Annotated in this window: 24 protein-coding genes; 8 read left to right on the top strand and 16 right to left on the bottom strand. The window is 64.3% G+C overall.

The window, feature by feature from the left end:
- Nucleotides 1-244: 244 nt before the first annotated feature.
- From ACT6QG_RS14140 to ACT6QG_RS14125, 4 genes are all read left to right on the top strand, one after another.
- The gene (locus ACT6QG_RS14140) at nucleotides 245-1,447 is read left to right on the top strand and encodes an aspartate aminotransferase family protein (protein ID WP_444978201.1); all 1,203 of its coding nucleotides are present in this window, start codon (nucleotides 245-247) and stop codon (nucleotides 1,445-1,447) included.
- A 5-nt stretch (nucleotides 1,448-1,452) separates the two neighbouring features.
- Nucleotides 1,453-2,379, top strand: coding sequence for an ornithine carbamoyltransferase (gene argF / locus ACT6QG_RS14135; RefSeq protein ID WP_444978303.1), 927 nt, complete (start codon nucleotides 1,453-1,455; stop codon nucleotides 2,377-2,379).
- Between the two features lie 12 nt (nucleotides 2,380-2,391).
- Complete coding sequence (locus ACT6QG_RS14130; protein ID WP_444978200.1) at nucleotides 2,392-3,495, top strand: Hsp33 family molecular chaperone; 1,104 nt, start codon at nucleotides 2,392-2,394, stop codon at nucleotides 3,493-3,495.
- 201 nt (nucleotides 3,496-3,696) lie between these two features.
- Entirely contained in the window at nucleotides 3,697-4,353 is a 657-nt protein-coding gene (locus ACT6QG_RS14125; RefSeq protein ID WP_444978199.1) for an FABP family protein, read from the top strand.
- Between the two features lie 127 nt (nucleotides 4,354-4,480).
- Here the strand turns inward: ACT6QG_RS14125 and hisS are convergent, their stop codons facing one another.
- The 4 genes from hisS to irrA all read right to left on the bottom strand — a co-directional run bounded on the left by hisS (nucleotide 4,481) and on the right by irrA (nucleotide 7,757).
- Nucleotides 4,481-6,013, bottom strand: a complete 1,533-nt coding sequence (gene hisS, locus ACT6QG_RS14120; protein WP_444978198.1) for a histidine--tRNA ligase — start codon at nucleotides 6,011-6,013, stop codon at nucleotides 4,481-4,483.
- 127 nt (nucleotides 6,014-6,140) lie between these two features.
- Complete coding sequence (locus ACT6QG_RS14115) at nucleotides 6,141-6,761, bottom strand: SCO family protein (RefSeq protein ID WP_444978197.1); 621 nt, start codon at nucleotides 6,759-6,761, stop codon at nucleotides 6,141-6,143.
- Nucleotides 6,762-6,787: 26 nt separating this feature from the next.
- Nucleotides 6,788-6,997 carry a hypothetical protein gene (locus ACT6QG_RS14110; RefSeq protein WP_444978196.1) on the bottom strand — a complete coding sequence of 70 codons (210 nt, stop codon included), beginning with the start codon at nucleotides 6,995-6,997 and terminating at the stop codon, nucleotides 6,788-6,790.
- 229 nt (nucleotides 6,998-7,226) lie between these two features.
- On the bottom strand, nucleotides 7,227-7,757 hold the full coding sequence (gene irrA / locus ACT6QG_RS14105; RefSeq protein WP_444978195.1) for an iron response transcriptional regulator IrrA: 531 nt from the start codon (nucleotides 7,755-7,757) through the stop codon (nucleotides 7,227-7,229).
- Nucleotides 7,758-8,060: 303 nt separating this feature from the next.
- Between irrA and ACT6QG_RS14100 the strand changes: the two genes are divergently transcribed.
- Nucleotides 8,061-8,570: a disulfide bond formation protein B gene (locus tag ACT6QG_RS14100; protein WP_444978194.1), complete on the top strand. Its 510-nt coding sequence runs from the start codon at nucleotides 8,061-8,063 to the stop codon at nucleotides 8,568-8,570.
- Nucleotides 8,571-8,586: 16 nt separating this feature from the next.
- Here ACT6QG_RS14100 and ACT6QG_RS14095 read toward each other — a convergent pair whose 3' ends face one another.
- On the bottom strand, nucleotides 8,587-9,144 hold the full coding sequence (locus tag ACT6QG_RS14095; protein ID WP_444978193.1) for an HNH endonuclease: 558 nt from the start codon (nucleotides 9,142-9,144) through the stop codon (nucleotides 8,587-8,589).
- Nucleotides 9,145-9,263: 119 nt separating this feature from the next.
- Nucleotides 9,264-9,950 carry an alpha/beta hydrolase gene (locus ACT6QG_RS14090; protein ID WP_444978192.1) on the bottom strand — a complete coding sequence of 229 codons (687 nt, stop codon included), beginning with the start codon at nucleotides 9,948-9,950 and terminating at the stop codon, nucleotides 9,264-9,266.
- Between the two features lie 278 nt (nucleotides 9,951-10,228).
- On the opposite strand from ACT6QG_RS14090, the gene gluQRS reads away from it, so the two are divergent.
- Nucleotides 10,229-11,143, top strand: coding sequence for a tRNA glutamyl-Q(34) synthetase GluQRS (gene gluQRS / locus ACT6QG_RS14085; RefSeq protein WP_444978191.1), 915 nt, complete (start codon nucleotides 10,229-10,231; stop codon nucleotides 11,141-11,143).
- Here gluQRS and ACT6QG_RS14080 read toward each other — a convergent pair.
- The 8 genes from ACT6QG_RS14080 to ACT6QG_RS14045 all read right to left on the bottom strand — a co-directional run bounded on the left by ACT6QG_RS14080 (nucleotide 11,122) and on the right by ACT6QG_RS14045 (nucleotide 21,464).
- Complete coding sequence (locus ACT6QG_RS14080) at nucleotides 11,122-12,063, bottom strand: AEC family transporter (RefSeq protein ID WP_444978190.1); 942 nt, start codon at nucleotides 12,061-12,063, stop codon at nucleotides 11,122-11,124. The two genes, gluQRS and ACT6QG_RS14080, sit on opposite strands and share 22 nt — an antisense overlap.
- A 196-nt stretch (nucleotides 12,064-12,259) precedes the next feature.
- Nucleotides 12,260-12,679, bottom strand: coding sequence for an MliC family protein (locus ACT6QG_RS14075; protein WP_444978189.1), 420 nt, complete (start codon nucleotides 12,677-12,679; stop codon nucleotides 12,260-12,262).
- Between the two features lie 199 nt (nucleotides 12,680-12,878).
- On the bottom strand, nucleotides 12,879-13,553 hold the full coding sequence (locus ACT6QG_RS14070; RefSeq protein ID WP_444978188.1) for an NUDIX domain-containing protein: 675 nt from the start codon (nucleotides 13,551-13,553) through the stop codon (nucleotides 12,879-12,881).
- Nucleotides 13,550-15,193, bottom strand: a complete 1,644-nt coding sequence (locus ACT6QG_RS14065; protein WP_444978187.1) for an ABC transporter ATP-binding protein — start codon at nucleotides 15,191-15,193, stop codon at nucleotides 13,550-13,552. The genes ACT6QG_RS14070 and ACT6QG_RS14065 overlap by 4 nt, the downstream gene beginning before the upstream one ends.
- Nucleotides 15,194-15,204: 11 nt before the next feature.
- Nucleotides 15,205-16,362, bottom strand: a complete 1,158-nt coding sequence (locus tag ACT6QG_RS14060) for an ABC transporter permease (protein ID WP_444978186.1) — start codon at nucleotides 16,360-16,362, stop codon at nucleotides 15,205-15,207.
- A gap of 4 nt (nucleotides 16,363-16,366) precedes the next feature.
- Nucleotides 16,367-17,476: a microcin C ABC transporter permease YejB gene (locus tag ACT6QG_RS14055; RefSeq protein ID WP_444978185.1), complete on the bottom strand. Its 1,110-nt coding sequence runs from the start codon at nucleotides 17,474-17,476 to the stop codon at nucleotides 16,367-16,369.
- Between the two features lie 53 nt (nucleotides 17,477-17,529).
- Entirely contained in the window at nucleotides 17,530-19,542 is a 2,013-nt protein-coding gene (locus ACT6QG_RS14050) for an extracellular solute-binding protein (RefSeq protein WP_444978184.1), read from the bottom strand.
- Nucleotides 19,543-19,556: 14 nt separating this feature from the next.
- Nucleotides 19,557-21,464, bottom strand: a complete 1,908-nt coding sequence (locus ACT6QG_RS14045; RefSeq protein ID WP_444978183.1) for an extracellular solute-binding protein — start codon at nucleotides 21,462-21,464, stop codon at nucleotides 19,557-19,559.
- Between the two features lie 227 nt (nucleotides 21,465-21,691).
- Between ACT6QG_RS14045 and bluB the strand changes: the two genes are divergently transcribed.
- Together bluB and ACT6QG_RS14035 are read left to right on the top strand one after the other, a co-directional pair.
- Complete coding sequence (gene bluB / locus ACT6QG_RS14040) at nucleotides 21,692-22,360, top strand: 5,6-dimethylbenzimidazole synthase (protein WP_444978182.1); 669 nt, start codon at nucleotides 21,692-21,694, stop codon at nucleotides 22,358-22,360.
- Nucleotides 22,361-22,427: 67 nt separating this feature from the next.
- Nucleotides 22,428-23,327, top strand: coding sequence for a methylated-DNA--[protein]-cysteine S-methyltransferase (locus ACT6QG_RS14035; RefSeq protein WP_444978181.1), 900 nt, complete (start codon nucleotides 22,428-22,430; stop codon nucleotides 23,325-23,327).
- Between the two features lie 6 nt (nucleotides 23,328-23,333).
- Here ACT6QG_RS14035 and ACT6QG_RS14030 read toward each other — a convergent pair whose 3' ends face one another.
- Nucleotides 23,334-25,307, bottom strand: coding sequence for a MacB family efflux pump subunit (locus ACT6QG_RS14030; protein ID WP_444978180.1), 1,974 nt, complete (start codon nucleotides 25,305-25,307; stop codon nucleotides 23,334-23,336).
- Nucleotides 25,308-26,564, bottom strand: a complete 1,257-nt coding sequence (locus ACT6QG_RS14025) for an efflux RND transporter periplasmic adaptor subunit (RefSeq protein WP_444978179.1) — start codon at nucleotides 26,562-26,564, stop codon at nucleotides 25,308-25,310. It lies immediately after the preceding gene.
- Nucleotides 26,565-26,603 lie beyond the last annotated feature (39 nt).

Raw genomic sequence — 26,603 nt, 5'->3', positions numbered from 1 at the left:
GTTTCGGCAACCCTTGTCCGCGTTTTGCGTATCGGGGCCTGTCAAGAATTGTTGACCTCGCGCGTGTGATCATTAGAATTTCAATGTCGGGCCGTCCCCCGCTGGGGCGGCCCTTTTTAGTTTGTGCCTTGTTGGTTCTTACATGCGCGGCTGCCGTCCAGGACGGATCTTCCGGCCGCGTTGTCTGTTCCGTTTTCCATCCAGCCCCGTGAGGAGGGGCATCCAGGCACCCCAGGAGGGTCTCGTGATCACCGCCGTTCTGCCGACCTATGCGCGCATCGACCTCGAATTCGAGAGGGGAGAGGGCTGCTGGCTCGTCACGACGGACGGGCGACGTTTTCTGGATTTCACCGCCGGCATCGCGGTGAACGTGCTGGGCCATGCGCATCCCCATCTGGTGAAGGCGCTGGAAGGCCAGGCCGAGAAGCTCTGGCACATCTCCAACATTTTCCGCATTCCCGGCGGTGAGCGGCTGGCCGAGCGGCTTTGTGCCGCCACCTTCGCCGATACCATGTTCTTCACCAATTCCGGCGCCGAGGCGCTGGAATGCGCCATCAAGATGGCCCGCAAATATCACTTCGCCAATGGCGATGCGGAGAAGAACCAGATCATCGCCTTCAAGGGGGCTTTCCACGGGCGCACGCTGGCGACCATCGCGGCGGGCGGCAACCCGGCCTATCTCGAAGGCTTCGAGCCCAATATGCCGGGCTTCACCCATGTGCCCTTCGGCGATATCGAGGCGGTCTGCGCGGCCATCACCCCGCGCACCGGCGCGATCCTGCTGGAGCCGGTACAGGGCGAGGGCGGCGTGCGTGTTCACCCGGAAGGGTTCCTCAAGCAGTTGCGCGCCCTGTGTGATGAAAAGGGCCTGCTTCTGGTGCTGGATGAGGTGCAGTGCGGCGTGGGCCGTACCGGCCGACTCTTCGCCCATGAATGGGAGGGCATCACGCCGGATATCATGGCCGTGGCCAAGGGCATTGGCGGCGGTTTCCCCATGGGAGCCTGCCTTGCCACCGAGAAGGCCGCCAAGGGCATGACGCTGGGCACGCATGGCTCCACCTATGGCGGCAATCCGCTGGCCATGGCGGTGGGCAATGCGGTTCTTGATGTCATCCTGAAGGATGAGTTCCTGGCCCATGTGAATGCGGTCAGCACCCATCTGCGCGCCCGGCTGGAAAAGCTGGTGGCCGATCATCCGGCCATTGTGGCCGAGGTGCGGGGCAAGGGCCTGCTGCTGGGCCTGAAGCTGAACGTGCCGGTGGGTGAAATGATCACGCAGCTGCGGGGCGAGGGGCTGCTGGCTCCCGCGGCGAGTGACAATGTGATGCGTCTGCTGCCCCCGCTCGTCGTGAGTATTGAGGAAGCGGATATCGCGGTCGACAAGATCGAGACCGTGTGCCGGCGGCTGGAGGCGGCTGGTGCTGTGGTGCAGGGGGGCGCCGAATAATGGGGATGGAAAGCGGATTGCGTCATTTTCTTGACCTGACGGAACTGTCGGCCGCGGAACTGCGCCGGCTTCTGGACTTCTCGAAGGACCTCAAGGCCCGTTTCCGGAAGGGCGAGCAGGAAAAGCCCCTGACGGGGAAGATCCTCGCCACGGTGTTCGACAGGCCCTCCACCCGCACGCGCGTGTCCTTTGATGTGGGGATGCGCCAGTTGGGCGGCGAGACCATCATGCTCACCGGCGCGGAGATGCAGCTGGGCCGGGGGGAGACCATTGCGGACACCGCCCGCGTGCTCTCCCGCTTCGTGGATGCCATCATGATCCGCATTCTGGATCATGATGCGCTGCTGGAGCTGGCGGAATATGCCTCCATCCCGGTCATCAATGGCCTGACCCGCGTCTCCCATCCCTGTCAGGTGATGGCGGACCTGATGACCTTCGAGGAGCATCTGGGGCAGATCAATGGACGCGCCGTGGCATGGGTGGGCGATTCCAACAATGTGCTCGCCTCATGGATCCATGCCGCCGAGCGGTTCGATTTCACGCTGAATGTCGCCACACCGCGCGAGTTCGCCCCGCGACAGGACATGGTGGATTTCGTCGCCGCCACCGGTGCGAAGGTGCATTTCACGCAAGACCCGAAGGCCGCGGCCGAAGGGGTGGACTGCATCCTCACCGATACCTGGGTCTCCATGGGCGACAAGGAGGCCGAGCGTCGCCACAAGCTGCTCGCCCCCTATCAGGTGAATGGCGATCTGATGCGCCTTGCCAACCCCGATGCCATCTTCATGCACTGCCTTCCCGCCCACCGCGGGGAGGAGGTGACCAGCGAAGTGATGGACGGGCCGCAATCGGTGGTGTTTGATGAGGCGGAAAATCGCCTGCATGCACAAAAGGGCGTTCTGGCCTGGTGCTTCAATGCGGCGGGAGAATGAGGAGACTGCCTCATGAGCGCTGACAGGAAAAAGGCTGCCGGTTCATCCGGCGCGGATGAGGGCGCCAAGGCGCAGGGGAGCGCAAGAGCCCATGCGGCAGGCGCTTCCGCCGCCCCGGGCGAGGGCCCGCGCACCCGCAAGGCCAATGCGGATGTGGTGGACAATATCGTCACGCCCTTTCAGGTGGATGCGCTGGATGTGCGCGGGCGTGCCCTGCGTCTGGGGTCCACCCTGGATGCGGTGCTCGCGCATCATGACTATCCCGCCCTTGTGAAGCGGGTGGTGGGCGAGGCGGTGACGCTGGCGGTTCTGCTCGGCTCCTCCCTCAAGTTCGAGGGGCGCTTCATTCTGCAGACGCAGACCGATGGCCCGGTGAACATGGTGGTGGCGGACTTCGTCGCTCCCGACAAGATCCGCGCCTATGCCCGCTATGATGCCGATGCGCTGGCGGAAGCCGAGCGCAAGGGCGAGGCCACGCCCGCCGCCCTGCTGGGGCGCGGCCATCTGGCCATGACCATTGATCAGGGGCTTTCGACCAACCGGTATCAGGGCGTGGTGGCGCTGGATGGCAGCGGGCTGGAAACGGCGGCGCATGAATATTTCCGCCAGTCCGAGCAGATTCCCACCCTGGTGCGTCTGGCCGTGGGCGAGGAAATGCGGGCCGGCGGGAATGCCTCGGCATGGCGGGCCGGCGGGCTTCTGGTGCAGTTCTTCCCGCAGGATGCTTCCCGTTCCCGCATGGCGGACCTGCCCTCCGGTGATGCGCTGGAGGCGCAGAATGGGGATGATGGGCAGGTGGACGAGGCCTGGATCGAGGCCCGCTCCCTGCTCGGCACGCTTGAGGATGTGGAACTGCTGGACGATACGCTCTCCAGCGAGCGGCTGCTGTTCCGCCTGTTCCATGAAGGCGGCGTGCGCGTTTATGATGTGACACCCGTGCTTTCGCACTGTTCCTGCTCCCGCGAGAGGGTGGCCGGTGTGCTGGCGGCCTTCTCCCGCTCCGAGCAGGAGGCCATGGTGCATGAGGATGGCACGGTGAGCGTGACCTGCGAATTCTGCGGCCGGAACTATGGTTTCACGGCCGAAGAAGTGCTGGGCGAAAACGTCGAAGAGTGATGGACCCGGCCGGGCCTGTTCCGGCCGGATTATCCCTCTTTCCAGCCCCCCTTCATATGGCCGGGCCTCCATCGGCCGCACCGCCCCGGCATGATCCGGCCCCGACGGATTTTCGGAACGCTTTTATCTTGTGCCGCTCAGTCTTGTAATGGCCGGAGGGGGGCGGTATCCCGATGAAGGTCCATGCCAAGCGGGTGTTTCATGCACAAAACTCTCCCTGAAGACATTTTCACCGAGCCGGAAGATTTCTCGCCGGATACCCTGGCCAGTCTCGGCCCGCTGCGTCGTCTGGCCGGCGTTTGGGAATCCGCGCACGGCACTGACGTCAATCCCAAGGCGGATGGGCCGGAGCAGCGCAAGTTCATCGAACGCGTGCGGATGGACCCGATTGATCCGCAGACCAATGGTCCGCAGCTTCTCTATGGGCTGCGCTATCACATCAACATCACCACTCCGGATGAAGATGCCACCTTCCATGATCAGGTCGGCTACTGGCTGTGGGAACCGGCCACCGGGGTCATCATGCAGACCATCGCGATTCCGCGCGGGCAGGTGGTTCTGGCCGGCGGCAAGGCATCCGCCGATGACAAGAGCATCTTCGTGGAAGCCCGGCGCGGGGATGTGCGCTTCGGCATTTCCTCTTCCCCCTTCCTCGATGAAGCCTTCCGCACGGATTATTACCGCATCGACATCACCTTCAATGAGGATGGAAGCTGGACCTATCTGACCCGCACGGATCTTGCCATCCGCGGCAAGGAGCCGGCCTTCAATCATCATGACACGAACACGCTCAAGCGTGTGGAGGCCCCCAAGCCCAACCCGCTCCTGACGATCCTGAAGGGACGCGGGGAAGCCTGAGGCAGGCCGGGCCCGGAAATGGAAACGCCCGCACCGGCCAGAGCCGTGCGGGCGTTTTCGTATCACGGGCGGGAAAGGGCCTGAGACGCTGGTGATGCATCAGGCCCCTTTCGGGTAAGGCCGAAGATCAGTCGTCCAGCCCGAGGGTCGGCTCGGCGCGGCGTTCCAGCACGCCGCGAATGGCCTCCACCAGCTCGCTTTCCTTCACCGCGAACTGGGCCGGGCGCACGGCGCGATATTCGGCATTGTCGGCGATGGAAGCGGCGATCTTCGCACCCTCCACCAGATCCTTGATCTGGACCTCGCCGGCCTCCTTCTCGTTGGAGCCCTGAATGATGACGGCCGGCGCACCGCGACGGTCAGCATATTTCATCTGCGGCTTCATGCCCCCGCCGCCCATATACATTTCGGCACGGATACCGTTGGCCCGCAGGTCCGAGACCATCTTCATGTAATCGGCGATCCGCTCGGGCTGCCTGTCCATGACCAGAACCACGACCGGCCCGATTTCCGCCGCCACATCCAGCTTGCCCAGTGCCGCCAGCGCGGACAGAAGGCGCGAGACACCGATGGAGAAGCCGGTCGCCGGCACCTTCTCGCCCTTGAAACGGGCCACCAGCCCGTCATAACGCCCCCCGCCGGCAACCGAGCCGAAGCGCACGGGGCGGCCTTCATCATCCTTGATCTGGAAGGTCAGCTCGGCCTCATAGACCGGACCGGTATAATATTCGAGGCCGCGCACCACGGAGGGGTCGATCTTCACCCGGTCCTGATAGCCGGCGGCGGCCACCAGAGCGGCGATCTCGCGCAGCTCCGCCATGCCCTCCTGGAAGGCGGCATTGTTGAGCAGGCTGGCTGCCATTTCCACATCGCCACCCAGCTCAAGGCGCGCCCCATCGCCATCGGCGGACAGGCCGCTCTCACCCGAAAGCATGGCCAGCACAACGGCGCTCTGCCTTGCATCCAGCCCCGCGCCCTTGGTGAAGTCTCCGCTCTCATCCTTGCGGCCCGCGCCGAGCAGCAGGGAAACACCCTCCAGACCGAACTTGTCGAACTTGTCGATGGCGCGCAGAACCGTCAGGCGGCGGCCGGCATTGTCATCACCGCCAAGGCCGATGACCTCCATCACCCCATCCAGAACCTTCCGGTTGTTGACCCGGATGACATAATCCCCGCGCGGCACGCCCACAGCTTCCAGCGTGTCGGCAGCCATCATGCAGATCTCGGCATCGGCGGCCACACCGGGCGCGCCCACCGTATCGGCATCGAACTGCATGAACTGGCGGAAGCGGCCCGGGCCGGGCTTTTCGTTGCGGAACACATAGCCGGCGCGATAGGAGCGGAACGGCTTGGGAATCGTCTCATAATGCTCGGCCACATGGCGGGCGAGCGGGGCGGTGAGATCATAGCGCAGCGAGAGCCACTGCTCGTCATCATCCTTCAGCGAGAACACGCCTTCATTCGGCCGGTCCTGATCGGGCAGGAACTTGCCGAGGGCATCGGTATATTCGAGCACAGGGGTTTCCAGCGCCTCGAACCCGTAGAGGGCATAAACGGCGCGGATCTTCTCCAGCATGGAATGGGTGGCGGAAAGCTCCGCGCCGCTGCGGTCAGCAAGGCCACGGGGCAGCCGGGCCTTCGGCTTGAACACTTTCGCCATGGGAAATCTCGATATCTGTCAATTGAAAGGCTGTCCCAGCCTCATAGAAGAACACGCCGCCCGCGGCAAGGCAGCGAAGGCGTGAAGCATCGGCATGGGGCCCCGGAGGGGTGAAAAACAAGGCCGCTCAGAAATAACGTCGCAGATCCTGCGCGGCATCCTGGGGTGCGCGCTTGGCATTGAAGGGAGCGACATAGGCGCCGGTCTTGTCCATGAGATAGACGGAGGCCGTATGGTCCATGGTGTAGTCGCCATCCTGCAGCGGCACCTTGCGGGCATAGACCCGGTAGGCTTTCGAGATCCGGTCCACCTGCTCGGGCGTGCCGCTCAGGCCGCGCAGTTGCGGGGCGAAGCTGGAGAGATAGTCCTTCAGAACCTCAGGCGTATCCCGCTCCGGGTCCACCGTGACGAAAAAAGCCTGCACCTTGTCTGCATCCGGCCCCAGCGCATTGAAGATCTCCGTCATCTCGAACAGGGCTGTCGGGCAGATGTCCGGGCAATGGGTGAAGCCGAAGAAGACCAGAGACGGCTTGCCCACCAGATTGGCCTCGCTCACCTTTTCCCCATTCTGGTCCACGAGCTGGAAAGGCCCGCCAATGCCGGCGGATGTTCCATTCGTGCCGCTGGAGGGCAGGAGCATGGTCACCACCACCACCAGCAGAACCGCCCCGGCCGCAAATGCTGCAAACAGGGGCAGAACCTTGCTGCGGGCTGCCGGGCGGGCGCTCTTTCGGGGGGAGCTGGACATTACGAACCTTCCGGCCTCGGGGGCGCTCAGAGACAGGCGGCCAGACCTGCATTCAGCACATCAAAGAAGACCGCTGTTCCGTAGCGGCTCCACAGCAGGGCGGCAATGAGCAGTAATGCCGCGCCAAACCCGGCAAGGCCAAGCACAGGCCAGTGCTGGGCAAGCCAGCTCTCCTGCGCCCGGGGCGAAGGGGCAGGGGATATGTGGTGCGATGCGGGTGGCGGAAGGGGCCGCATGGGGCAATCCTCATCATCCATAGGCCGTGTCTGGGCGCACTATAGCACATTTGGACACAGATGATGGGGGATCATGCCTCCGGGAGGGGGAGGGGCCACATGGGGGCCGGTGTGCGTGAAGGCGCACGCGCAGACATGAAAGCGCAGGGGCTGGCCAAAAAAATACGCGCCAGCCCCTGCGGCAGGGCGGCGCGTATCCTTGAACTGAAACCTGTGGTGCGCGCGGGCCTCAGGAGGCCTTCTTGCGACGCAGGCGGACGACCACGTCCACACGGGCAATCTCATAGCCTTCCGGCGGCTCGGGCAGCTTGTCCAGATGCACCTGCGTGGCCGGGATGTCGATCAGATCATTCTGCCCTTCGAGGTAGAAATGATGATGGTCGGAGGCATTGGTGTCGAAATAGGTCTTGGACCCGTCAACGGCCACTTCGCGCAGCAGTTTCGCTTCCGTGAACTGGTGCAGCGTGTTGTAGACGGTGGCGAGCGAGACGGGGAAGCGTGCCTTGATGGCTTCCTCGTGCAGGATTTCGGCGGTCACGTGCCGGTCGCCCTTGGCGAACAGCAGCCAGCCGAGCGCAAGACGCTGGCGGGTGGGGCGCAGGCCCACTTCACGCAGCATTTCGCGCACGTCATGGAACGGGCAACCCGTGCGCCGGGCTACGGAAATATCACGCAGCTGGGCAACAGGCAGCATGAGTTCCTCGGTGTCCGCCGAAAGGGGGATGCCAAAGGTGGCGCGGGGTCGGGTCATTTCGTTCATTTCGGGCCGCAATCCGATGAAGCTGTGTGATCAGGGCTGCCGTTTAGGAGAATTCCAGATGCGAATGCCTCCGAACACGACAAACAACATATACTCCAAATGATGGATATGCGCCAGTTCCCCAGGGTGAATAAGAAAGACTCAAAATAACGGAATGATGTCAATTCTCTCAATGACATGCGGATTTTCACCGCTTTGCGGCGTTGAATTGCCGTGCGATACGGGTTCTGGAGAGGCGCCCTTTTGCCCCGCAGCAATGTGCGGCATCATGGGCCCGATACAGGCTCGGCTCTGGAGGTTGGTGTGAGCGCAGGTCCCCGTTTGTCCTATTCCCTCACGGCTGCGAGCGCGCTTCTGGTCGCGCTTGGATGTACCTTCGCGCTTGCGGCGGCATGGTATTTCCAGCTTGTCGTGGGCCTTGCCCCCTGTCCGCTCTGCCTCGACCAGCGCATCGCCTATTATATCGGCGTGCCTGTTGCGATTCTCGTCCTGATTCTGCTCAGTGCGGGTTACAGGGGCCTTGGGCGGCTCTTGCTGGGCCTTCTGGCGCTGGGGCTGGCTGCAAATGCGGTTCTGGCCGGCTATCATGCCGGGGTGGAATGGCACTTCTGGCCAGGGCCGACAGCCTGCTCGGGCGGTGTGCCTGTTGTGACCGGAAATATTCTGGAGGCTCTGGGCACCACGCGCGTGCCGCGTTGCGATGAGGCTCCATGGGCATTCCTTGGCCTTTCCATGGCGGGCTGGAATGTGCTGATCGCCGCCGCTCTGGCGCTCATTGCCGGCTGGGGCGCGGTGAGCCAGCAGCGCATCTGATGGCCGCGTTGCCGGTTCACGGCTCCAGCTCGGTATCCCAATAGAGATAGTCCAGCCAGCTTTCATGCAGATAATTGGGCGGGAACTGCCGTCCATTCCGGTGCAGGTCCTGTACCGACGGGGGATAGGGCATTTGCGCCGGCCACATGCCGATATCGCCCGGCATGGCACTGCCCTTGCGCAGATTGCAGGGCGAGCAGGCCGCCACCACATTTTCCCAGGTTGTCTGCCCGCCCCTGGAGCGCGGGATCAGGTGATCGAAGGTGAGATCCTCGCGGGAGCCGCAATACTGGCAGGAGAAGCGGTCTCGCAGGAAGACATTGAAGCGGGTGAAGGCGGGCTGGCGTGCGGGCCGGATAAAGGTGCGCAGGCTGACCACGCTGGGCAGGCGCACCTCGAAGCCGGGACTGCGCGCATATGTGTCGTAATATTCGACAATGTTCACCCGGTCCAGAAACACCGCCTTGATGGCATCCTGCCAGGACCAGATGGACAAGGGATAGTAACTCAGCGGACGGTAGTCCGCATTGAGAACGAGGGCCGGCCAGGCCCCTTGTGATATCGCCGTGGTCAAGGACAAGACTCCCCGCCATCTTCCATGGGTCCGCCATGGAGCGTTTCCGCCGCGCTGCGATATTCTATATGTCGCGTGTCATTCTTGTGAAGCCTTCTGTGTGAAAGCCCTTCGCGGCATCAGGGGCGGGGGGCGGCGAGGGCATCGGCCAGAAATGCGCCGCCGCGTGAAATCCCCTCCGTATCAATGCCATGGGGCAGGTCCGGGCTCAGGTGCCACTGCACGGGCACGCCGGCGGCGGTGAGGGCGTTGGCGGAGGCAAAAAGCGCATCGGATGGAATCACCTCATCCACCCCGCCATGCACCAGCAGGACCGGCGGGGGCGCGCTGAAGGGGGCGGGCGGGGGATGGGCAATGCCACTCCACAGGCTGGAATAGGCGATGATCCCCGCCGGCGCCTTCGGCATGTGCAGGCCCATCTGCAGCGCCATCATGCCGCCCTGGCTGAAGCCCACCAGCGCCAGACGGTCCGGGCCGAGATTGTGCCGCTCCAGTTCCAGATCCAGAAAGCGGGCGAGAATGGGGGCGGCCTCATCCACGCCGCGCGCCAGCTCGTGCGGGTCCAGCGCATGCAGGGGAAACCACTGGCGGCCAATGGGAGCCTCGCTGCACGGATCGGGCGCATGGGGGGAGACAAAGGCCGTCCCCGGCAGCTCCTCGCCCCAGATCTCGCCCAGATCGATCAGGTCCCGGCCATCCGCGCCATAGCCGTGCAACAGAACCACAAGGCTGTCGGCTGGTCCGCCATGACGCGGGGGCAGGCGGGGACCATCCAGAAGTGACGTCGTATCCCGGTTGAGCGGCATGAGGCATGTTCCATGGGCTGCGAGGAGGCGCGGGTGAACTGTCACATATTATGCGTACAGGTTGTATCTCGCCAGCTTTGATATGCGCTTTGTGCATATAAGATGTGCATTCATGGCATGGCCATGTTGGCATGCAGGGGACGCCTCTTCTTCTGAAGGGGGTGCTCTCCTTTTTGTCGTGAAATGCTTTATGGTGTGGGCATGATGCAGGGCCACTCCATTTGCCATTCCCCCATGCCGCACGGCCCCTTCCTGCGCTGGCCGGTCTAGGGCTGATCATGTCTGCCTTCATCTGCCGTTTTGCCCCGAGCCCCAATGGCCGGCTGCATCTGGGCCATGCCTTCTCCGCCCTGCTGAATGCCGATGCGGCCCGCGCGGCCCATGGCACCTTTCTGCTGCGGATCGAGGATATCGACACCACACGCTGCCGGCCTGAATATGAGCAGGCCATAGGTGAGGATCTGGCCTGGCTGGGCATTGTCCCCGCAGATGCGCCCCGTCGCCAGAGCGCGCATTTCGCGGACTATGCCGCCGCCCTTGAGCGGCTGGAACGGATGGGGCTGGTGTATCCCTGTTTCGAGAGCCGGGCCGAAATTGCCCGCAAGGTGGCGGAGCATGAGGCGCGCACCGGGCGCCCGGCCCCGCGGGACCCCGATGGCGCGCCGCTCTATCCCTTCAGCCGTACCGATCTTTCAGATGCGGTGCGCAGACAGCGCCGCGCGGCGGGTGAGCCTTTCGTGCTGCGGCTGGATATGGCGGCGGCGCTGGGGCATTCGGGTGGTGCGCTCTTCTGGCATGAACTGGACAGTCTTTCTCCCGCATGTGCTTCCGGCACGCCTCTTGTCGCGGAACCGGCGGCATGGGGAGATGTGGTGCTGGCCCGGCGGGATACACCCACCTCCTATCATCTCTCGGTGGTGGTGGATGATGCGATGCAATCCATCAGTCATGTCATTCGCGGGCAGGACCTGAAGGCCGCCACCAGCGTGCATGTGCTGCTTCAGCATCTGCTCCGGCTGCCGTCCCCGATCTATCACCATCACCGGCTCATTCTGGATGAGCAGGGACGCAAACTCTCCAAGAGCCGGGATTCGACCAGCCTGAAGGTGTTGCGTGATCAGGGCATGAGCGGCGCGGATGTGCGCTCCATGCTGGGCTTGCCCGCCTCTGTTCAGCCCACCCCCAGCACATAGAGCCACAGGGCGACGGTAAAGACCGAAAGCCCGGTGGAGAGCGAAACGGCGCTGCTGGCCGTATTCACCGCCAGCCCATGCCGGCGCGCCAGCAGATAGCCATTGATGCCGCACGGCATGGCGGCGAACAGCACCGCCACCCCCGCCCATGCCGGCGGCATGGGGAAAATCATCGTCAGCAGGAACACCGCCGCCGGATGCACCATCAGCTTGAGGAAGCTGATGAGGACGGGCTGGCGCATATCCCCGGCAATGCCGTAATGGCGCAGGGACAGCCCCAGCGAGATCAGCGCGCAGGGGCTTGCGGCGGCGCTGAGAAGATCCACCATCTGCCCGGCAAGCCCGGTGGCGTGAAGACCCGTGAGCTGGGCGATGCCACCTGCATAAATGCCGATGAGAATGGGGTTGAGCGCCAGGGTCCGCAGCAGGCGCATCTGGGTGGAACGGCGGAACAGGCCGGCCCCGCCCTCCATCATCAGGGTCGCGGCCACCATCATCACCGGCAGATGGATGGCCAGAAGCAGGAACAGCGGCACCGCGCCTGCCTCCCCATAGGCGCTCAGAATGAGCGGCAGGCCCACAAACACCGTATTGGCCTGCCCGGCCGTGAAGCCATGGATCACCGCCTCTTCATGGCTGCGCCCGAACAGCTTGCGGGCGGCCAGCATGGCCAGGCCGAACACGAGGAAGGCCCCGGCGAAATAGGAGATCCAGTAGCCCCAGGGCTGGGCATCCGGCAGGCGGGCCTCGCTCAGGGTCTTGAAGATGAGAACCGGGACGGAAAGGTTGAAGACGAATTCCGCCAGCCCGTCCGTCGCCTTGTCGCTGAGCAGTCCGATGCGCGCGGAGCCATAGCCGATGGTGATCATGCCGAAAATCGGCAGGATGATCACCGCGATGCCCATGAAGGACGAGAGCATGGGGGCAGTTCTCGGGTCAGCCCGTTGAGGCGGGCGGGGTGGGCCGGATGAAGCGATGTGGCGGGAGATATGGCGGAGGCCAGAGCGGGCGAAGGGCCTGCCTGGACGGGCCAAAGGCCCTCCACCTCTTGCCGGTGGCGCCCGGCTGAAGGCGCCACCGGCGGTGTGATGAAAGACGGGAGCCGGTAGGGACGGCCTATTTGGCTGTGGCGTCGGTGGCGGGAATGGCCTTGCAGGTCATCAGCGGAACGGATTCCGCACCTGCCGTGAGATTGCGCAAGGTTGCCTCACCGCCCTTGCTCCACCATTCGAACGGGCCGGAAATATAGCGCGCACCGGAAGCGCTGATGGTGGTGGTGAAGAGGCGCGTGCCATCCTCAACCGCCAGCAGCGCCAGCGCATTGGGCGGGGCGTTGACATAGGTGACATCACGCGTGCCGGCCTGCCCGCAATCATAGTGCACCGTGCTGGTATCGGCAGGGCCGGTGCCAAGAGTGATGGAGGTCTGCACTTCCGGGCCGGCCGCGCGGATCTCCTGCGCACTGGCGGCGGCTTGCAGGCCAAGGGTGGCGCAGAGCGCGAACAATGCGGGAACTAGGCTGCGGCGCGTCATCATGCCGGGGATCCTTGTCTTTCTGGTGAGGCAGGGAAGCGGGGCGGGAGACATCCGCAGGCCCGGAACGGTGCCGGTGCCCTGCCATGGTGCGGTTTCACGGCATGATAGGTGTCAGGTCTTGCATCGGGCAAGTGCCATGGTGAAGAAGTGCCATGGTGAAGAAGTGCCGTGGTGGAAGGGAGCCGCAGGCCCCCTCCGCTCATGTGCCGGATGACGGTGCCGGCGCGGCGATCAGCTCCGGCAGGCGGGCGCGGTTGAGCGCCAGCCATTGCAGGGCGATGATGAGATAGCCATTGCTGCACATGTCCTGCCCCAGCAGGGCGATGGCCTCATCCACCGGCAGCAGGAAGGGGCGGGTCAGCTCGGCTTCCCCGGCAAGGCCCCCGCGCTCGGGCAGATGGGTGGCATCCACCACCCCCAGAAAGAAGCTGGCATATTCATCTATGATGCCCGGCGTGGGCAGAAAGCGCAGCATGGGCACGAGATGTGATGGCGTCAGGCCGGTTTCCTCCGCGCATTCGCGCAGGGCCGCATGTTCCGCCACCTCACCCTCTTCCAGCCCGCCGGCGACAATCTCCACCAGCTCGCCCTGTTCCGGGCCCAGCATCAGCCATGCCGGCAAGCGGAACTGGCGAATGAGCACAACGGCATTGCGTGCGGGATCATAGGGCAGAACGCCCACCGTGCGCCCGGCGCGCAGCACATCGCGCTCCTGCTTCAGGGCCGGACCTTCCGCCGGATGGAGGGTCACCTCGAAGCGCTCATAGCGCCGGTAGCCGCCGGCCAGAAGGGTGGGGGCTGAAACCTCCACCCGCATGGCCTCTTCCTGCGGGCGGGGGAAGGGCTGGGCGGGCCTATCGGAGACCGGCTTCATTGGCGCACCACACCGCTTTCAGCGGTTTCAAGCGAGAAGGCGGCGGAGAATAGGGCGCGGGTGTAATCCTGCTTCGGAGTCTCGAACACATCGCGCGCCGGGCCATATTCCACGGCCTGTCCGCCCCGCATCACCAGAATATGGCTCGCCAGCGCCGAAACGACCCGCAGATCATGGGTGATGAACATGAAGGCCAGATCGCGCTTGCGCTGGAGCGCGCGCAGCAGATCGACGATCTGGGCCTGAACGATCATGTCGAGCGCGCTGGTGGGTTCATCCAGAACCACGAAGGCCGGCTCCAGCGCCATGGCGCGGGCAATGGAGATGCGCTGGCGCTGGCCGCCGGAAAACTCGTGCGGATAGCGGTGGCGGGCCTCCGGGTCGAGGCCCACATCCTTCAGCGCCTCGATCACCCGCTGCTCGCGCGCATCGGCGGAAAGCGCACGCTCATGCACCAGCAGGCCCTCGCCAATGATCTCGCTCACCGACATGCGCGGGGAAAGGGCGCCATAGGGGTCCTGAAACACCATCTGCATCTGCCGGCGCAGCGGGCGCATGGCCTTGAAGCCGAGGCCGTCAATCCGCTGGCCCAGAAACGCCACCGGCCCGCTCCTGCTGGAAATGAGGCGCAGCAGCGCCAGCCCCAGCGTGGTCTTGCCCGAGCCGGATTCCCCCACCACACCCAGCGTTTCCCCCCGCCGGATGGTGAGGCTGACCCCGTCCACCGCCTTCACATGGCCCACCGTCTTGCGGAAGAAGCCTTTTTTGATGGGGAAGTGGACCTTCACATCCTGCGCGTCCAGCACCACCTCGCCATCCGATGCGGGGGCAGGGTCGGGCTTGGGTTCGGCTTTCAGCAGGGCCTGTGTGTAGGGATGCCGGGGATTGTCGAAGGTTTCCTGTGCGCCGCCCTGTTCCACGATCTCGCCCTTCTGCATCACGCAGACCCGGTCGGCGATCTTGCGCACGATGTTGAGATCATGGGTGATGAACAGCATGGCCATGCCAAGGCGGGCCTGAAGCTCCTTCAGCAGTTTGAGGATCTGCGCCTGCACGGTCACGTCGAGCGCGGTGGTGGGTTCATCCGCAATCAGCAGGTCCGGGGAATTGGCCAGCGCCATGGCGATCATCACACGCTGGCGCTGCCCGCCGGAAAGCTGGTGCGGATAGGAGGAAAGGCGCTCCTCCGGGTTGGGAATGCCCACCTCGTGCAGCAGTTCCAGCGTGCGCTTGCGGGCGGCGGAAACGCTCATACCGCGATGGAGGATGAGCATCTCCCCCACCTGCTTCTCGATGGTGTGCAGCGGGTTGAGCGAGCTCATCGGCTCCTGGAACACCATGGTGATGCGGTTGCCGCGCACCCCGCGCAACTCCTGCTCGGGCACGGTCAGCAGGTCGCGTCCCTCGAACAGGATTTTTCCGCTGGGGTGGCTGGCGGCCGGATAGGGCAGCAGCTTCAGCACCGAAAGCGCGGTGATGGATTTGCCGGAGCCGGATTCTCCCACCAGCGCGAGCGTTTCGCCCTTGCGCAGGTCGAAGGAGATGTTTTTCACCGCCAGCGCCTGCTTGCCCTCGCGACGGAAGGCGATGGAGAGGTCCTGTACGGAGAGCAGCGGGGTCTCGGGGGAGGTGTTGGTCATGGTCTTCCCCCTCACTCGAAGGTCTTGCGCGGGTCGAAGGCATCACGCACCGCCTCGCCGATGAAGATGAGCAGGCTCAGCATCACGGCCACGGTGAAGAAGGCGGTGAGGCCCAGCCAGGGTGCCTGGATATTGTTCTTGCCCTGCGCCAGCAATTCACCCAGCGAGGGCGAGCCGGGAGGCAGGCCGAAGCCGAGAAAGTCCAGCGCTGTCAGTGTCATGACCGAGGAGGACATGATGAAGGGCAGCATGGTCAGTGTCGCCACCATGGCATTGGGCAGCAGGTGGCGGGTCATGATGGTGAAATTGCCCACCCCGAGCGCCCGGGCGGCCTGCACATATTCGAAATTGCGTGCCCGCAGGAATTCCGCCCGCACCAGCCCCACCAGCGAGACCCATGAGAACAGCAGCAATATGCCCAGAAGAACCCAGAAGCCCGGCACCAGCACCGAGGAGATGATGAGCAGCAGATAGAGCGAGGGAATGGCGGTCCAGATCTCGATCACGCGCTGGAAGATGAGGTCCACCCATCCGCCGAAATAGCCCTGCACGGCACCGGCCGCGATGCCGATGATGGAGGAAATGATGGTGAGCGTGAGCCCGAACAGCACCGAGATGCGGAAACCGTAAATCAGGCGCGCCAGCACATCGCGGCCCTGATCGTCCGTGCCCAGCCAGTTGTATTCCAGCCCCGAGCAGCCGGACACGCCCTTGCGCTCCGCCACTTCCCGGCACTGTTCCTCGCTCAGCATCCATGTGGGCGGGGAGGGGGCCGGCGTCGGCAAATCCAGATTATGGGTGGAATAGGAATAGCGGATGGGGGGCCAGATCATCCAGCCGCCCTTTTCCCTGATGAGATCCTGAAGATAGGGGTCGCGATAATCCGCGTCCGTCTCGAAATCGCCGCCGAAATCGGTCTCGGGATAGGCTTTGAGGACCGGCACATAATAGTGCCCCTCATAGGAAATGAGCAGCGGCTTGTCATTGGCGATGAAGTTCGCGCTCAGCGAGAGCACGAACAGCACCGAGAAGATGATGAAGGACCAGTAGCCGCGCCGGTTGCGCACGAAATTGGTGAGCCGGCGCCGGTTGAGCGGGGAAAGCCAGTGGCGCTTTTCCGGGGCGGGGGCCGTGGCGGCGGTCTGGGGGGCGGATGCGGTTGTGCTCATCGCCTCACACCTCCCGCGATTCAAAGTCGATCCGCGGATCCACCAGCATATAGGTGAGGTCCGAGATCAACCCGACAATCAGCCCCACGAGGGAGAAGATGTAGAGCGTTGCAAACACCACCGGATAATCGCGGTTCAGCACGCTCTCGAAGGAGAGCAGGCCAAGGCCATCCAGCGAGAAAATGGTCTCGATCAGCAGCGAGCCGGTGAAGAAGGCGGCAATGAAGGCGCCCGGAAAGCCGGCAATGACGATGAGCATGGCATTGCGGAACACATGCCCATAGAGCACCCGCCGCTCGGAGAGGCCCTTCATCCGGGCGGTGGTGACATATTGCTTGCGGATTTCCTCAAGGAAAGAGTTCTTCGTCAGCAGGGTCATGGTGGCAAACGCCCCCAGCACCATGGAGGTGATGGGCAGCACCAGATGCCAGAAATAGTCGAGGATCCGCTCCGGCCAGCTCATCTGCCAGAAATTCTCCGAAACCAGCCCGCGTAACGGGAACAGATCCCAGAAGGAGCCGCCGGCAAACAGCACGATCAGCAGAATGGCGAACAGGAAGGAGGGAATGGCATAGCCGATGATGACAACGGCCGAGGTCCAGATATCAAAGCGCGACCCATCCCGCATCGCCTTGGAGATGCCGAGCGGAATGGAGATGGCATAGGTGATCAGCGTCATCCACAGGCCGAGCGAGACGGAGACCGCCAGCTTTTCGGCAATGAGGTCAATTACCGTGATGTCGCGGAAATAGGAGCGGCCGAAATCGAAGGTCGCATAATCCGTGATCATCTTGAAAAAGCGTTCATGGGCGGGCTTGTCGAAGCCGAACTGCTTTTCAAGTTCGGCGATGAAGGCCGGGTCCAGCCCCTGTGCGCCGCGATATTTGGAGCTGACCGTATCGCCGCCCCCCTGCATGGCCGCCGCCGGGCCGGAAAAGTCGCTGCCGCCGCCGGAAATGCGGGCCGTGGCGGAAACATCATCCCCGGTGATCTGGGCGATGACCCGTTCCACCGGGCCACCCGGCGCGAACTGGATGATGACGAAAGACACCAGCATGATGCCGAGAATGGTGGGCACCATGAGAAGAATGCGGCGAAGGATATAGGCGAACATCACGTCTCCCGATCAGCCGTGACGATGCAGGACAAGGGCGGTTGCAGGCATGTTCAGCCCCTGCCCACTGGCGTTGTCTCATGCGGGATGGCATCGCTGCCCTGGCGGCTCCACCAGCAATCCAGCGCGCCCAGCTCGTAGAAGGGCTTTTCCGCCGGCTGGCCGAACACATCCCAATAGGCGATGCGGTGGCTTTCGGCATACCATTGGGGAATCCAGTAGAAATTGGCGCGCAGCACCCGGTCCAGCACCCGGCATATGGTGGTCAGCTCTTCTGCCGAGGTGGCCGAAATGGCCTGGGTGATAAGCGCGTCCACCACCGGGTCCGAAATGCCGGCCACATTGTAGGAGCCGGGCGTGCGGGCCGCCTCGGTGGAGAAATAGGCCCGCAACTCCTCGCCCGGATAGGGCGAGACGCTGTAGCGGCGGGAGATGACATCGAAATCGAAATTCTGGAGGCGCAACTGGTATTGCGCCGGGTCCACCACACGGAATGTGGCGGTAATGCCGACCTTTTTCAGATGCCCGATGAAACGGGCATGATGCCGCTCCATCGCGCCATTGAAATCCAGAAACTCGATGGTGAAGGGCTTGTCCTTCCCATCCACCAGCCTGCCCCCCCTGAAGCGGTATCCCGCCGCCTTCAGCAGTTCCACCGCCTGCAGGCGCAGGGCCCTGTCCTCACCCGAGCCATCGGAGACAGGCGGCACCCATGGCGGGCCGAACACCGCTTCCGGCAGCCGGGCGCGGAAGGGTTCCAGAAGCTGCACTTCCGCCGGGGAGGGTTCTCCCCGCGCCATCATGTCCGAATTCTGGAAGAAGGAGGATGTGCGCGCATAGGCGTCATACATCAGGTTCTTGCGGGTCCACTCGAAATCGAACAGCAGGTTGATCGCCTCGCGCACGCGGCGGTCATAGAATTGCGGGCGGCGGGTGTTGAGAAACCAGCCCTGCACGCCGGAAAAGGCATTGTTGGGCAGGGTTGCCAGTTTCACGCGGCCCTCGCGCACGGCGGGGAAATCATACTGGGTGGCCCATTCGCGGGCGGTGAACTCTTCGCGAAACAGATAGGCGCGGGCCTTGAAGCCCTCGAGGCTGGCGATCCGGTCGCGGAAATACTCATAGCGCACGGTGCCGAAATTGTAGCGCCCCTTCATGGTGGGCAGGTTCTGCCCCCAATAGTCCGCCACACGCTCATATTCGATGTAACGCCCCGGCTCGAACCGCGCCACCTTGTAGGGGCCGGAGCCGAGCGGCAGTTCCAGCGAGGAGCGGTTGAAGGGGTGCTTTTCCAGATAGGCGCGCGAGAAGATGGGCAGGCCGGCGGCGGTGAGGGGCGCGCTGCGGGAGCGGCCGGCCTCGAAGGTCATCACCACCGCATGGTCGCCATCGGCCTCCACGCTTTTCAGCGTCCGCAACGCCATGCGGATGGTCTCGTAGCCATGCGCCTTCAGCGCCTCGAAGGTGGCCACCACATCGGCCGAGGTGAGGGGCGTGCCATCATGAAAGCGGGCCGTCTCGTTCAGCACGAAGCGATAGGTCAGCCCGTCCGGCGCCACCTCCACAGCACTGGCGAGGCGCGGATACATGGCGCTTTTCTCATCGCCCGCCGCGCTCATCAGCGTATCGTAGATCAGCTCGATGCCGAAAGCGCCATTGCCGCGCTGGTTATAGGGGTTCAGCGTGTCGAAGGTGTTGAAGGTCTGGTTGTAGAATACCGCGGACCCGACCTGCGAGAACGGCCCGCCCTTGGGAGCATCCGGGTTCACATAGGCGAAATGGGTGAAGTTTTCCGGATATTTCAGATCGCCGAAAAAGGACAGACCATGGCGGCGTTCCAGCGCCTGTGCCGCGCCGCCCTCATCGCCGGCCGTATCGGGAATCTCCGCCGCGCCATCTTCCTGTGCATGGGCCATGGCGGGCAGAAGGGCGGTGGCGAAGGTGCCACCCATGGCCCCCAGCACGGTGCGCCGGCTCACGGTGACATGAAGCGCCTGTGCCGGGGCCGCATCCGCCGGTGCGGCGGACCCGTTCTGCATCAAGCTGTTGTCGGCACCGGTTTTCATCTGGCCGCGCTCCCTCATGGCTGGGCCTTGGGCGCATTGCGGATGGTCGCGGCCTTTGCGGCATCGAACCACCAGATGTCCGGGAAGGAGAAGCTGTAGGCCGGCAGCTTCTCCGGGTGGCCGAAGCGGTTCCAGCGGGCGGTGCGGGTGAAGTTCAGCGTCCATGCGGGAATGACGAATTCATTCCACAGCAGCGCCCGGTCCAGCGCGCGGGTGGCGGCGACCAGATCGGCGCGGTCGCGGGCATAGATCACCTTGTCGATCAGCGCATCAATGGCCGGGTTCGCGATGCCGGCGAAATTGTAGCCGCCCTGCTGGTCTGCCGAGGAGGAGCCGAAGAAGCTGCGCTGTTCATTGCCCGGGGAAAGGGACTGTGCCCAGACCGAGACGATCATGTCGAAATCACGCGAGCGCACGCGGTTGGTATATTGGGAGGGGTCCACCACGCGCACATTCACCGTGATGCCGAGGCGCTCCAGCGCGGGCTTGTAGAAGACGGCGGCGCGCTCCATGGCGGGGCTGTTGAGCAGGATCTCTATGGTGAAGGGCTCGCCCTTGGCATTCACCAGCTTGCGGTTCCTTACCTCATAACCGGCTTCCTTCAGCAGGCGTGCGGCCTCGCGCAGATTGCCGCGCCGGGCCCCCTCGTCACCGGATGAGGGATTGTTGAAGGGGGTGGTGAACACCTCTGCCGGCAGGCCATCCGGCACCGCCTTGCGCACCTCTTCCAGAATCTCCAGCTCGCGTCCTTCCGGCAGGCCGGAAGAGGCCAGTTCCGTACCGGAGAAATAGGAGTTCACCCGTGTGTACTGGCCAAAGAAGAGGGTGTGGTTCATGCCCTCGAAATCCAGCGCATAGTTCAGGGCCCGGCGCACCCGCCGGTCCTGGAACTTTTCCCGGCGCAGATTGGGAATGAAGGCCTGCATCAGGCCCACGGCGCGGTTCTCGAACATCTCCAGCACCACATCACCCGCCTTGCGGGCGGGGAAATCATAGGCACTGGCCCAGTTCTTGGCCGAGCTTTCAATGCGGAAGTCATACTGGTCGGCCTTGAAGGCTTCCAGCATCACGGTTTCATCGCGGAACAACTCGTAGCGGATCTCGCCGATATTGTTGCGGCCGACATTCACCGGCAGATCCTTGCCCCAGTAATCGGCCACCCGTTCATAGGTGATGGATCGGCCCGGCACGAAAGAGCGGACCCGGTACGGGCCGGAGCCCAGCGGAATCTCCAGCGTGCCCTGGGTGATGTCACGCGGCTTGCCGTGTGCGTCCTTTCCGGTCCACCAGTGTTTGGGCAGAACCATGAGCTGGCCGACGATGAGCGGCAGCTCGCGGTTTCCGGCCTGGTCGAAGGTGAAGGTGATGTCGCGCGGGCCGGTTTGCTCCGCCTTCACCACATGGCTGTAATAATAGCGCTGGTTCGGGTTGTTCTTGGTGAGCACCTCGAAGGACCAGATGACGTCTTCCGGGGTCACCTTCTGGCCATCATGCCATTTCGCGCCCTCGCGCAGACGATAGGTGACGGAGGAAAAGTCCTCCGGGTGGCTCACACCCTCGGCCAGCAGGCCATATTCGGTGGAGACCTCATCCATGGCCGAGGTCATCAGCGTATCATAGATGAGGGTGATGCCGGAGGCGACGGAGCCGCGCGGGATGATGAAATTGAAGCTGTCGAACGTGCCGTCATCGGCAAGGCGCAGCAGGCCGCCCTTGGGGGCATCCGGGTTCACATAGGCGAAATGGGGAAAGCCCGGCTGGTATTTCGGCTCTCCCATGAGAGAGAGGCCGATGCGGAATTTCTGCTCCGAAGCCTGCTGCGCGACGCTTCCCTGCGCATCTTTTTCCTGTGCCAGTGCGGGCATGGCGGGTGCGGCCATGGCGGCAAGGAGAAGGGCGAGGCGGGTGGTGCGCGCAAACATCGGCAACTCCGGTTCGAATCCTGAGGACAGGATAACGGGATAGCTGAATATGACACTGCCTGTAGGGGCAGAAACAAGGCAAGGTGCGCCATGATGGAGCCCGGCGCCAGCCCCCTGTGTATGGTCATGATTGGCCTGCGGCTTCGCGCTGGCGTATGCAGGGGCCGGATGCCCTTGCGGAAATGCCGGAAAACGGCTGGAAAGATGAGGCAGGAGGCCGCTTTTCCATGAACAGCTTCAGTGCGGCGGAGCGCGCCGCCATCTATCGTTGCATTGCTGAACGGCGTGATGTGCGCCGCAATTTCCTGCCCCGCCCGGTGGAGGACGGGATGCTGCGGCGGGTTCTGGAGGCCGGCCATGCGGCGCCTTCGGTGGGCTTTCTCCAGCCCTGGAACTTCATCGTGATTCGCAAGGAGGAAACCAAGGCCGCCCTGCATGGCGCCTTCTCCCGCGCGAATGCCGAGGCTGCCGCCATGTTCGAGGGCGAGCGGGCGGATCTGTACCGCTCCCTCAAGCTGGAGGGGCTGCGGGAGGCCCCCGTGCTGCTGTGCGTCACCTGCGAGCGTGGCCGGGCGGGGCCGGTGGTGCTGGGGCGCACCCACCAGAACGAGATGGATCTCTATTCCACGGTCTGCGCCGTGGAGAATATCTGGCTGGCGGCGCGGGCCGAGGGGCTGGGCGTTGGCTGGGTCTCCATCATCGCGCCGGATGATGTGCGCGCGATCCTGGCGATACCGGAGGCGATCGTGCCGGTGGCGCTGCTGTGCATCGGCCATGTCTCGCATTTCGAGACGACGCCGGAGCTGGAACAGGTGGGCTGGCGCCAGCGCCTGAAGCTGGATGACCTGATCTTCGAAGAGCGGTTCGGCCACAGGTCCGGCGGGGACGAGGGGTGAAAACGGGTGGGCAGATGGCTCCGGCCATGCTGGGATGGAGGCTACCTCCGGCCGATCCTCAGGAGACATGATCTTGCCTCTGCCCCCATCCCTTCACATGTCCGGGGCCAGCCCCCTGGCCATCGCGGCGGCGGACTACGAGGTGGTGCGTCAGGCGGTGGAATATATTTCCGCCCAGGCCCGCCGGCAGCCGCATATGGAAGAGATTGCCGCCGCCTGCGGGGTTTCCGCCCGCATGCTGACAGAACTGTTCCGCCGCTGGTGCGGCCTCACCCCCAAGGCGTTCCTGCAGGCGGTGACGCTGGATCGCGCCCGCCGTCTTGTTGCCGAATGCCCGAATGTGATGGATGCGGCGCTGGAGCTGGGCCTGTCCGGTCCCGCCCGCCTGCATGACCTGTTCGTGGTGCATGAGGCCATGTCGCCCGGAGAGTGGAAGACGGGCGGGGCGGGCATCACCATCCGCCATGGCTTCCACCCCTCTCCCTTCGGACAGGCGCTGGTGATGACAACCCCGCGCGGCCTGTGCGGTCTGGCCTTCGCCGATGAGGGGGGCGAGGCGGCGGCGCTGGAAGACATGCGCCGGCGCTGGCCGCAGGCGGATTATGTGGAGGACAGGACGCAGACCGCCCCCTTCATCTCCCGCATCTTCACCCCCGGTGCATGGCGGGCGGACCAGCCCTTGCGGGTGGTGCTGATCGGCCGGGATTTCGAGGTGCAGGTGTGGGAAAGCCTGCTGCGCATTCCCTTTGCAGGTGCCTCCACCTATTCGGCCATTGCTTCCGGCATGGGGCGGCCCGGGGCGGCGCGGGCCGTGGGGGCGGCCGTGGGGCGCAACCCCATCTCCTTCGTGGTGCCCTGTCACCGGGTGCTGGGCAAGAGCGGCAAGCTCACCGGTTATCACTGGGGGCTCACCCGCAAGCAGGCCATGCTGGGCTGGGAGGCCGGCATGGCGCAGGCGGAAGGGTGAGCGCCCTCAATGCCGGGTGAGCGCCTCCACCGGGTCCAGCATGGAGGCGCTGCGGGCCGGCAGAAAGCCGAACAGGCCGCCAATGATGCTGGATGAGACGAAGGCCACGACGATGGAGCTCATCGAATAGATCAGCTTGAAATCGGAGCCGGCATATTCGAACAGATAGCCAAAGCTTAGCGCCAGCGCGATGCCCAGCACGCCGCCAATGAGGCAGACCAGCACCGCCTCTGTCAGGAATTGCTGGAGAATGTCGCTGCGCCGCGCGCCGACCGCCATGCGCACCCCGATTTCCGCCACCCGTTCGGAGACCGAGACCAGCATGATGTTCATCACGCCAATGCCCCCCACCAGCAGCGAGATGAGGGCGATGGCGGCAATCAGCAGGGTCAGCGTCTCGGTGGTGGCGGTGATGGTCTTGCGGATGTCATCCGTGTTGAGGATGAAGAAGTCCTTCACCCCGTGGCGCTGGAGCAGCACATCCGTCACCGCCTGTTCGGCCAGTGCGGTATCCGTGTCATCGTGAACCCGCACGGTGATGGAACGCAGGATCGAGTTGCCCAGAATGCGCGCCTGCACCGTGGTGTAGGGCATGAAGACGGAGAGGTTCTGGCTTCCGCCGAACCCGCCCTGCTGGGGGGCGGCAATGCCGATGACACGGCTGGGCACATTGCCCACCAGAATGACCTGGCCGATGGGGTCGCCCTCGAAATCGGCGAACAGGGTCTTGCTGGTGTTCTCGTCGATCACCGCCACCTGTTCCAGATCATGCACCGCCTGCGGACCGAACAGGCGCCCGGCGATGAGGCGGGTGCCGCGCGCATCGAAATACTGCTCGCCCACCCCATTGACGAGCGCCGTCGCCTCCTTCGGCCCGAAGCGCAGGGTCTTGGAGGTGGAGACCGTGGGCGTCACCGCCGCCACATAGGGCTGGCGGGCCAGCGCATGGGCATCATTGATGACCAGGGTGGTGATCTTGCCCGATCGGGCATCGCCGAAATCCTTCCCCGGAAACACCTCCAGCGTGTTGGTGCCGAGTGAGGAGATGTTTTGCAGCACCTGCCGGCGCGAGCCCTCGCCCAGCGCCACCACAGCCACCACCGAGGCAATGCCGATGATGATGCCCAGCATGGTGAGAAAGGTGCGCAGCTTGTGCGCCTTCATGGCCAGAAGCGCCATGCGGAAGGCTTCCTGAAACCGCATCAGCGCGGCCGACCATGAGCGCGAGCGCGCCGCATCCAGCGCCTGCTGTCCGGTGCGCTCCGGCCTTGCGGCAGGAGCCGGGGCCGGCTTGTCCGTGCGCCTGTCCGAGATGATCCGGCCATCGGAGAACTCGATGATGCGCTCTGCCCGCGCCGCGACATTCGGGTCATGGGTGACGATGATGATCGTCTTGCCCCCCGCATGCAGCTCTTCCAGAATCCGCAGCACTTCCTCGCCGCTGGTGCTGTCGAGCGCGCCGGTGGGCTCGTCGGCGAGGATCAGGTCCGCCCCGTTCATCAGCGCGCGGGCAATGGAGACGCGCTGCTGCTGGCCGCCGGAAAGCTGGCCGGGGCGGTGGTCCATGCGCTCGGCCATGCCGAGGCGGGTGAGCAGCTCCGCCGCCCGCTCCCGCCGCGCGCCCGCCTCCCAGCCGGCATAGATGGCGGGAATTTCCACATTGCCCAGCGCGGTGAGTTCCGCCAGCAGGTGATAGCGCTGGAAGATGAAGCCGAAATGCTCGCGCCGCAGGGCCGCCAGCTCATCGGGTTCCAGGCTCGCGGTCTCCCGACCGGCAATGCGGTAGCTGCCGGAGGTGGGCCGGGCGAGGCAGCCCAGAATGTTCATGAGGGTGGATTTGCCGGAGCCGGAGGCCCCGACAATGGCCACCATCTCCCCCGCCTCGATGGTGAGGTCGATGTCATTGAGAACGGTCAGCACGCCCTCGCCGGCGGGAAATTCCCGCCGCAGCTTTTCGAGGACGATCAGCGGTTCGCTCATCTAGAAACCCATGGGGCCGCGACGGCGCGGCATGCTGCCTGAAGCCGCGCCAGCGGCCAGTTGTCCGGTCACCACCCGCTCGCCCGCGGTGAGACCCTCAAGGATTTCCGCCTCGGTGCGGTTGTTGAGCCCCACCTTCACCTGGCGGGTGGAAACCTGCCCGTCCCGGCCCAGGACCTGGACGCTGTAGAGCCCGTCGGTCCCGCGTGCGCCAAGGGCGGCGGAGGGAATGGTGAGGGCATTCTCCGCTTTGCCCAGCACGATATAGACCTGTGCCGTCATATAGGTGCGCAGCCGCCCTTCCGGGTTCGGCACATTGAACAGGCCATTGTAATAGATGGCCTCGGAAGTGGAGGTGCTGCTGCTGGCGCTGGATGCGGAGGACGAGAAGCTGCTGTCGCTCTTGATGGATTCGGGCGCCGGCTCAATCGCCTGCAAGGTGGCCTCATAGCGCCGGTCCGGCTCGCCGATGATGTTGAAATAGACCGGCTGCCCCGCCTTGACCTTCACCACATCGGCCTCGGATATTTCCGCGCGCACGGTCATGGTTTCAAGGTCACCCAGAATGATGATGGTGGGGGCGGACTGGGCGGCATTCACCGTCTGCCCCTCCTGGGTGACGATGGAGAGCACCGTGCCCTCTATGGGGGCGGTGATGCGGGTATAGCCGAGATTGGCCTGCGCCGTGCTCACCGCCACTTCCGCCTCGATGATCTGCGCATCCAGCGCCGCGATCTGGGCGCGGGTGGTGGCGACATCCGCCTGCGCCACCTCGAAATCTGCGCGGGAGACCGCGGTCTGGGTGATGAGGCGGGACTGGCGGGCCAGGGTCTGCTCGGCCAGGCGCAGGCTGGCTTCCTTCTCCAGCTTCTGGGCGCGCACATTGGCGAGCGCGGCCTGCGCCGTGCGCAGGGCGTTTTCCTGCGTGATGGAGTCGATCTCCGCCACCAGATCGCCCTTGCGGATCTTCTGCCCCAGCTCGACCGCCACCGAGGTGACGCGGCCGGAGGCCTGCGCGCCCACCGCCACCAGCCGCGCGGGCTTGAGAATGCCGGTGGCCAGAACGGTTTCCTCCACCGTGCCGATGGTGGCCGGCGCGCTCATGATGCGCGGGGCCTCCTCCGGTGTCATCCAGCTGCGCAACAGCAGAAAGGCCAGCACCACAATGACAATGATGATGCCGATGCTGATGACCCGCCGCCTGCCCGCCCGCAGGGCGGCGCTGTTGAAGCCGGATGTGCCGGACCCGGTATTCATGCGCGGCTCCCGTGCTGGTCATGTCTCATAAGCGGGCCT

The sequence above is a fragment of the Haloleucobacter ellipsoideus genome (genome assembly GCF_052491725.1).
The sequence above is the reverse complement of the archived record's forward strand: the minus strand, read 5'-3'. Positions and strand labels throughout refer to the sequence as shown.

What these genes read in the sequence shown, in the direction of transcription:
- argF (WP_444978303.1), top strand. Translation starts at nt 1,453, where the DNA reads ATGGAAAGCGGATTGCGTCATTTTCTTGACCTGACGGAACTGTCGGCC.
- ACT6QG_RS14130 (WP_444978200.1), top strand. Translation starts at nt 2,392, where the DNA reads ATGAGCGCTGACAGGAAAAAGGCTGCCGGTTCATCCGGCGCGGATGAG.
- ACT6QG_RS14125 (WP_444978199.1), top strand. Translation starts at nt 3,697, where the DNA reads ATGCACAAAACTCTCCCTGAAGACATTTTCACCGAGCCGGAAGATTTC.
- hisS (WP_444978198.1), bottom strand. Translation starts at nt 6,013, where the DNA reads ATGGCGAAAGTGTTCAAGCCGAAGGCCCGGCTGCCCCGTGGCCTTGCT.
- ACT6QG_RS14115 (WP_444978197.1), bottom strand. Translation starts at nt 6,761, where the DNA reads ATGTCCAGCTCCCCCCGAAAGAGCGCCCGCCCGGCAGCCCGCAGCAAG.
- ACT6QG_RS14110 (WP_444978196.1), bottom strand. Translation starts at nt 6,997, where the DNA reads ATGCGGCCCCTTCCGCCACCCGCATCGCACCACATATCCCCTGCCCCT.
- irrA (WP_444978195.1), bottom strand. Translation starts at nt 7,757, where the DNA reads ATGAACGAAATGACCCGACCCCGCGCCACCTTTGGCATCCCCCTTTCG.
- ACT6QG_RS14090 (WP_444978192.1), bottom strand. Translation starts at nt 9,950, where the DNA reads ATGCCGCTCAACCGGGATACGACGTCACTTCTGGATGGTCCCCGCCTG.
- gluQRS (WP_444978191.1), top strand. Translation starts at nt 10,229, where the DNA reads ATGTCTGCCTTCATCTGCCGTTTTGCCCCGAGCCCCAATGGCCGGCTG.
- ACT6QG_RS14080 (WP_444978190.1), bottom strand. Translation starts at nt 12,063, where the DNA reads ATGCTCTCGTCCTTCATGGGCATCGCGGTGATCATCCTGCCGATTTTC.
- ACT6QG_RS14075 (WP_444978189.1), bottom strand. Translation starts at nt 12,679, where the DNA reads ATGATGACGCGCCGCAGCCTAGTTCCCGCATTGTTCGCGCTCTGCGCC.
- ACT6QG_RS14070 (WP_444978188.1), bottom strand. Translation starts at nt 13,553, where the DNA reads ATGAAGCCGGTCTCCGATAGGCCCGCCCAGCCCTTCCCCCGCCCGCAG.
- ACT6QG_RS14065 (WP_444978187.1), bottom strand. Translation starts at nt 15,193, where the DNA reads ATGACCAACACCTCCCCCGAGACCCCGCTGCTCTCCGTACAGGACCTC.
- ACT6QG_RS14060 (WP_444978186.1), bottom strand. Translation starts at nt 16,362, where the DNA reads ATGAGCACAACCGCATCCGCCCCCCAGACCGCCGCCACGGCCCCCGCC.
- ACT6QG_RS14055 (WP_444978185.1), bottom strand. Translation starts at nt 17,476, where the DNA reads ATGTTCGCCTATATCCTTCGCCGCATTCTTCTCATGGTGCCCACCATT.
- ACT6QG_RS14050 (WP_444978184.1), bottom strand. Translation starts at nt 19,542, where the DNA reads ATGAAAACCGGTGCCGACAACAGCTTGATGCAGAACGGGTCCGCCGCA.
- ACT6QG_RS14045 (WP_444978183.1), bottom strand. Translation starts at nt 21,464, where the DNA reads ATGTTTGCGCGCACCACCCGCCTCGCCCTTCTCCTTGCCGCCATGGCC.
- bluB (WP_444978182.1), top strand. Translation starts at nt 21,692, where the DNA reads ATGAACAGCTTCAGTGCGGCGGAGCGCGCCGCCATCTATCGTTGCATT.
- ACT6QG_RS14035 (WP_444978181.1), top strand. Translation starts at nt 22,428, where the DNA reads ATGATCTTGCCTCTGCCCCCATCCCTTCACATGTCCGGGGCCAGCCCC.
- ACT6QG_RS14030 (WP_444978180.1), bottom strand. Translation starts at nt 25,307, where the DNA reads ATGAGCGAACCGCTGATCGTCCTCGAAAAGCTGCGGCGGGAATTTCCC.
- ACT6QG_RS14025 (WP_444978179.1), bottom strand. Translation starts at nt 26,564, where the DNA reads ATGAATACCGGGTCCGGCACATCCGGCTTCAACAGCGCCGCCCTGCGG.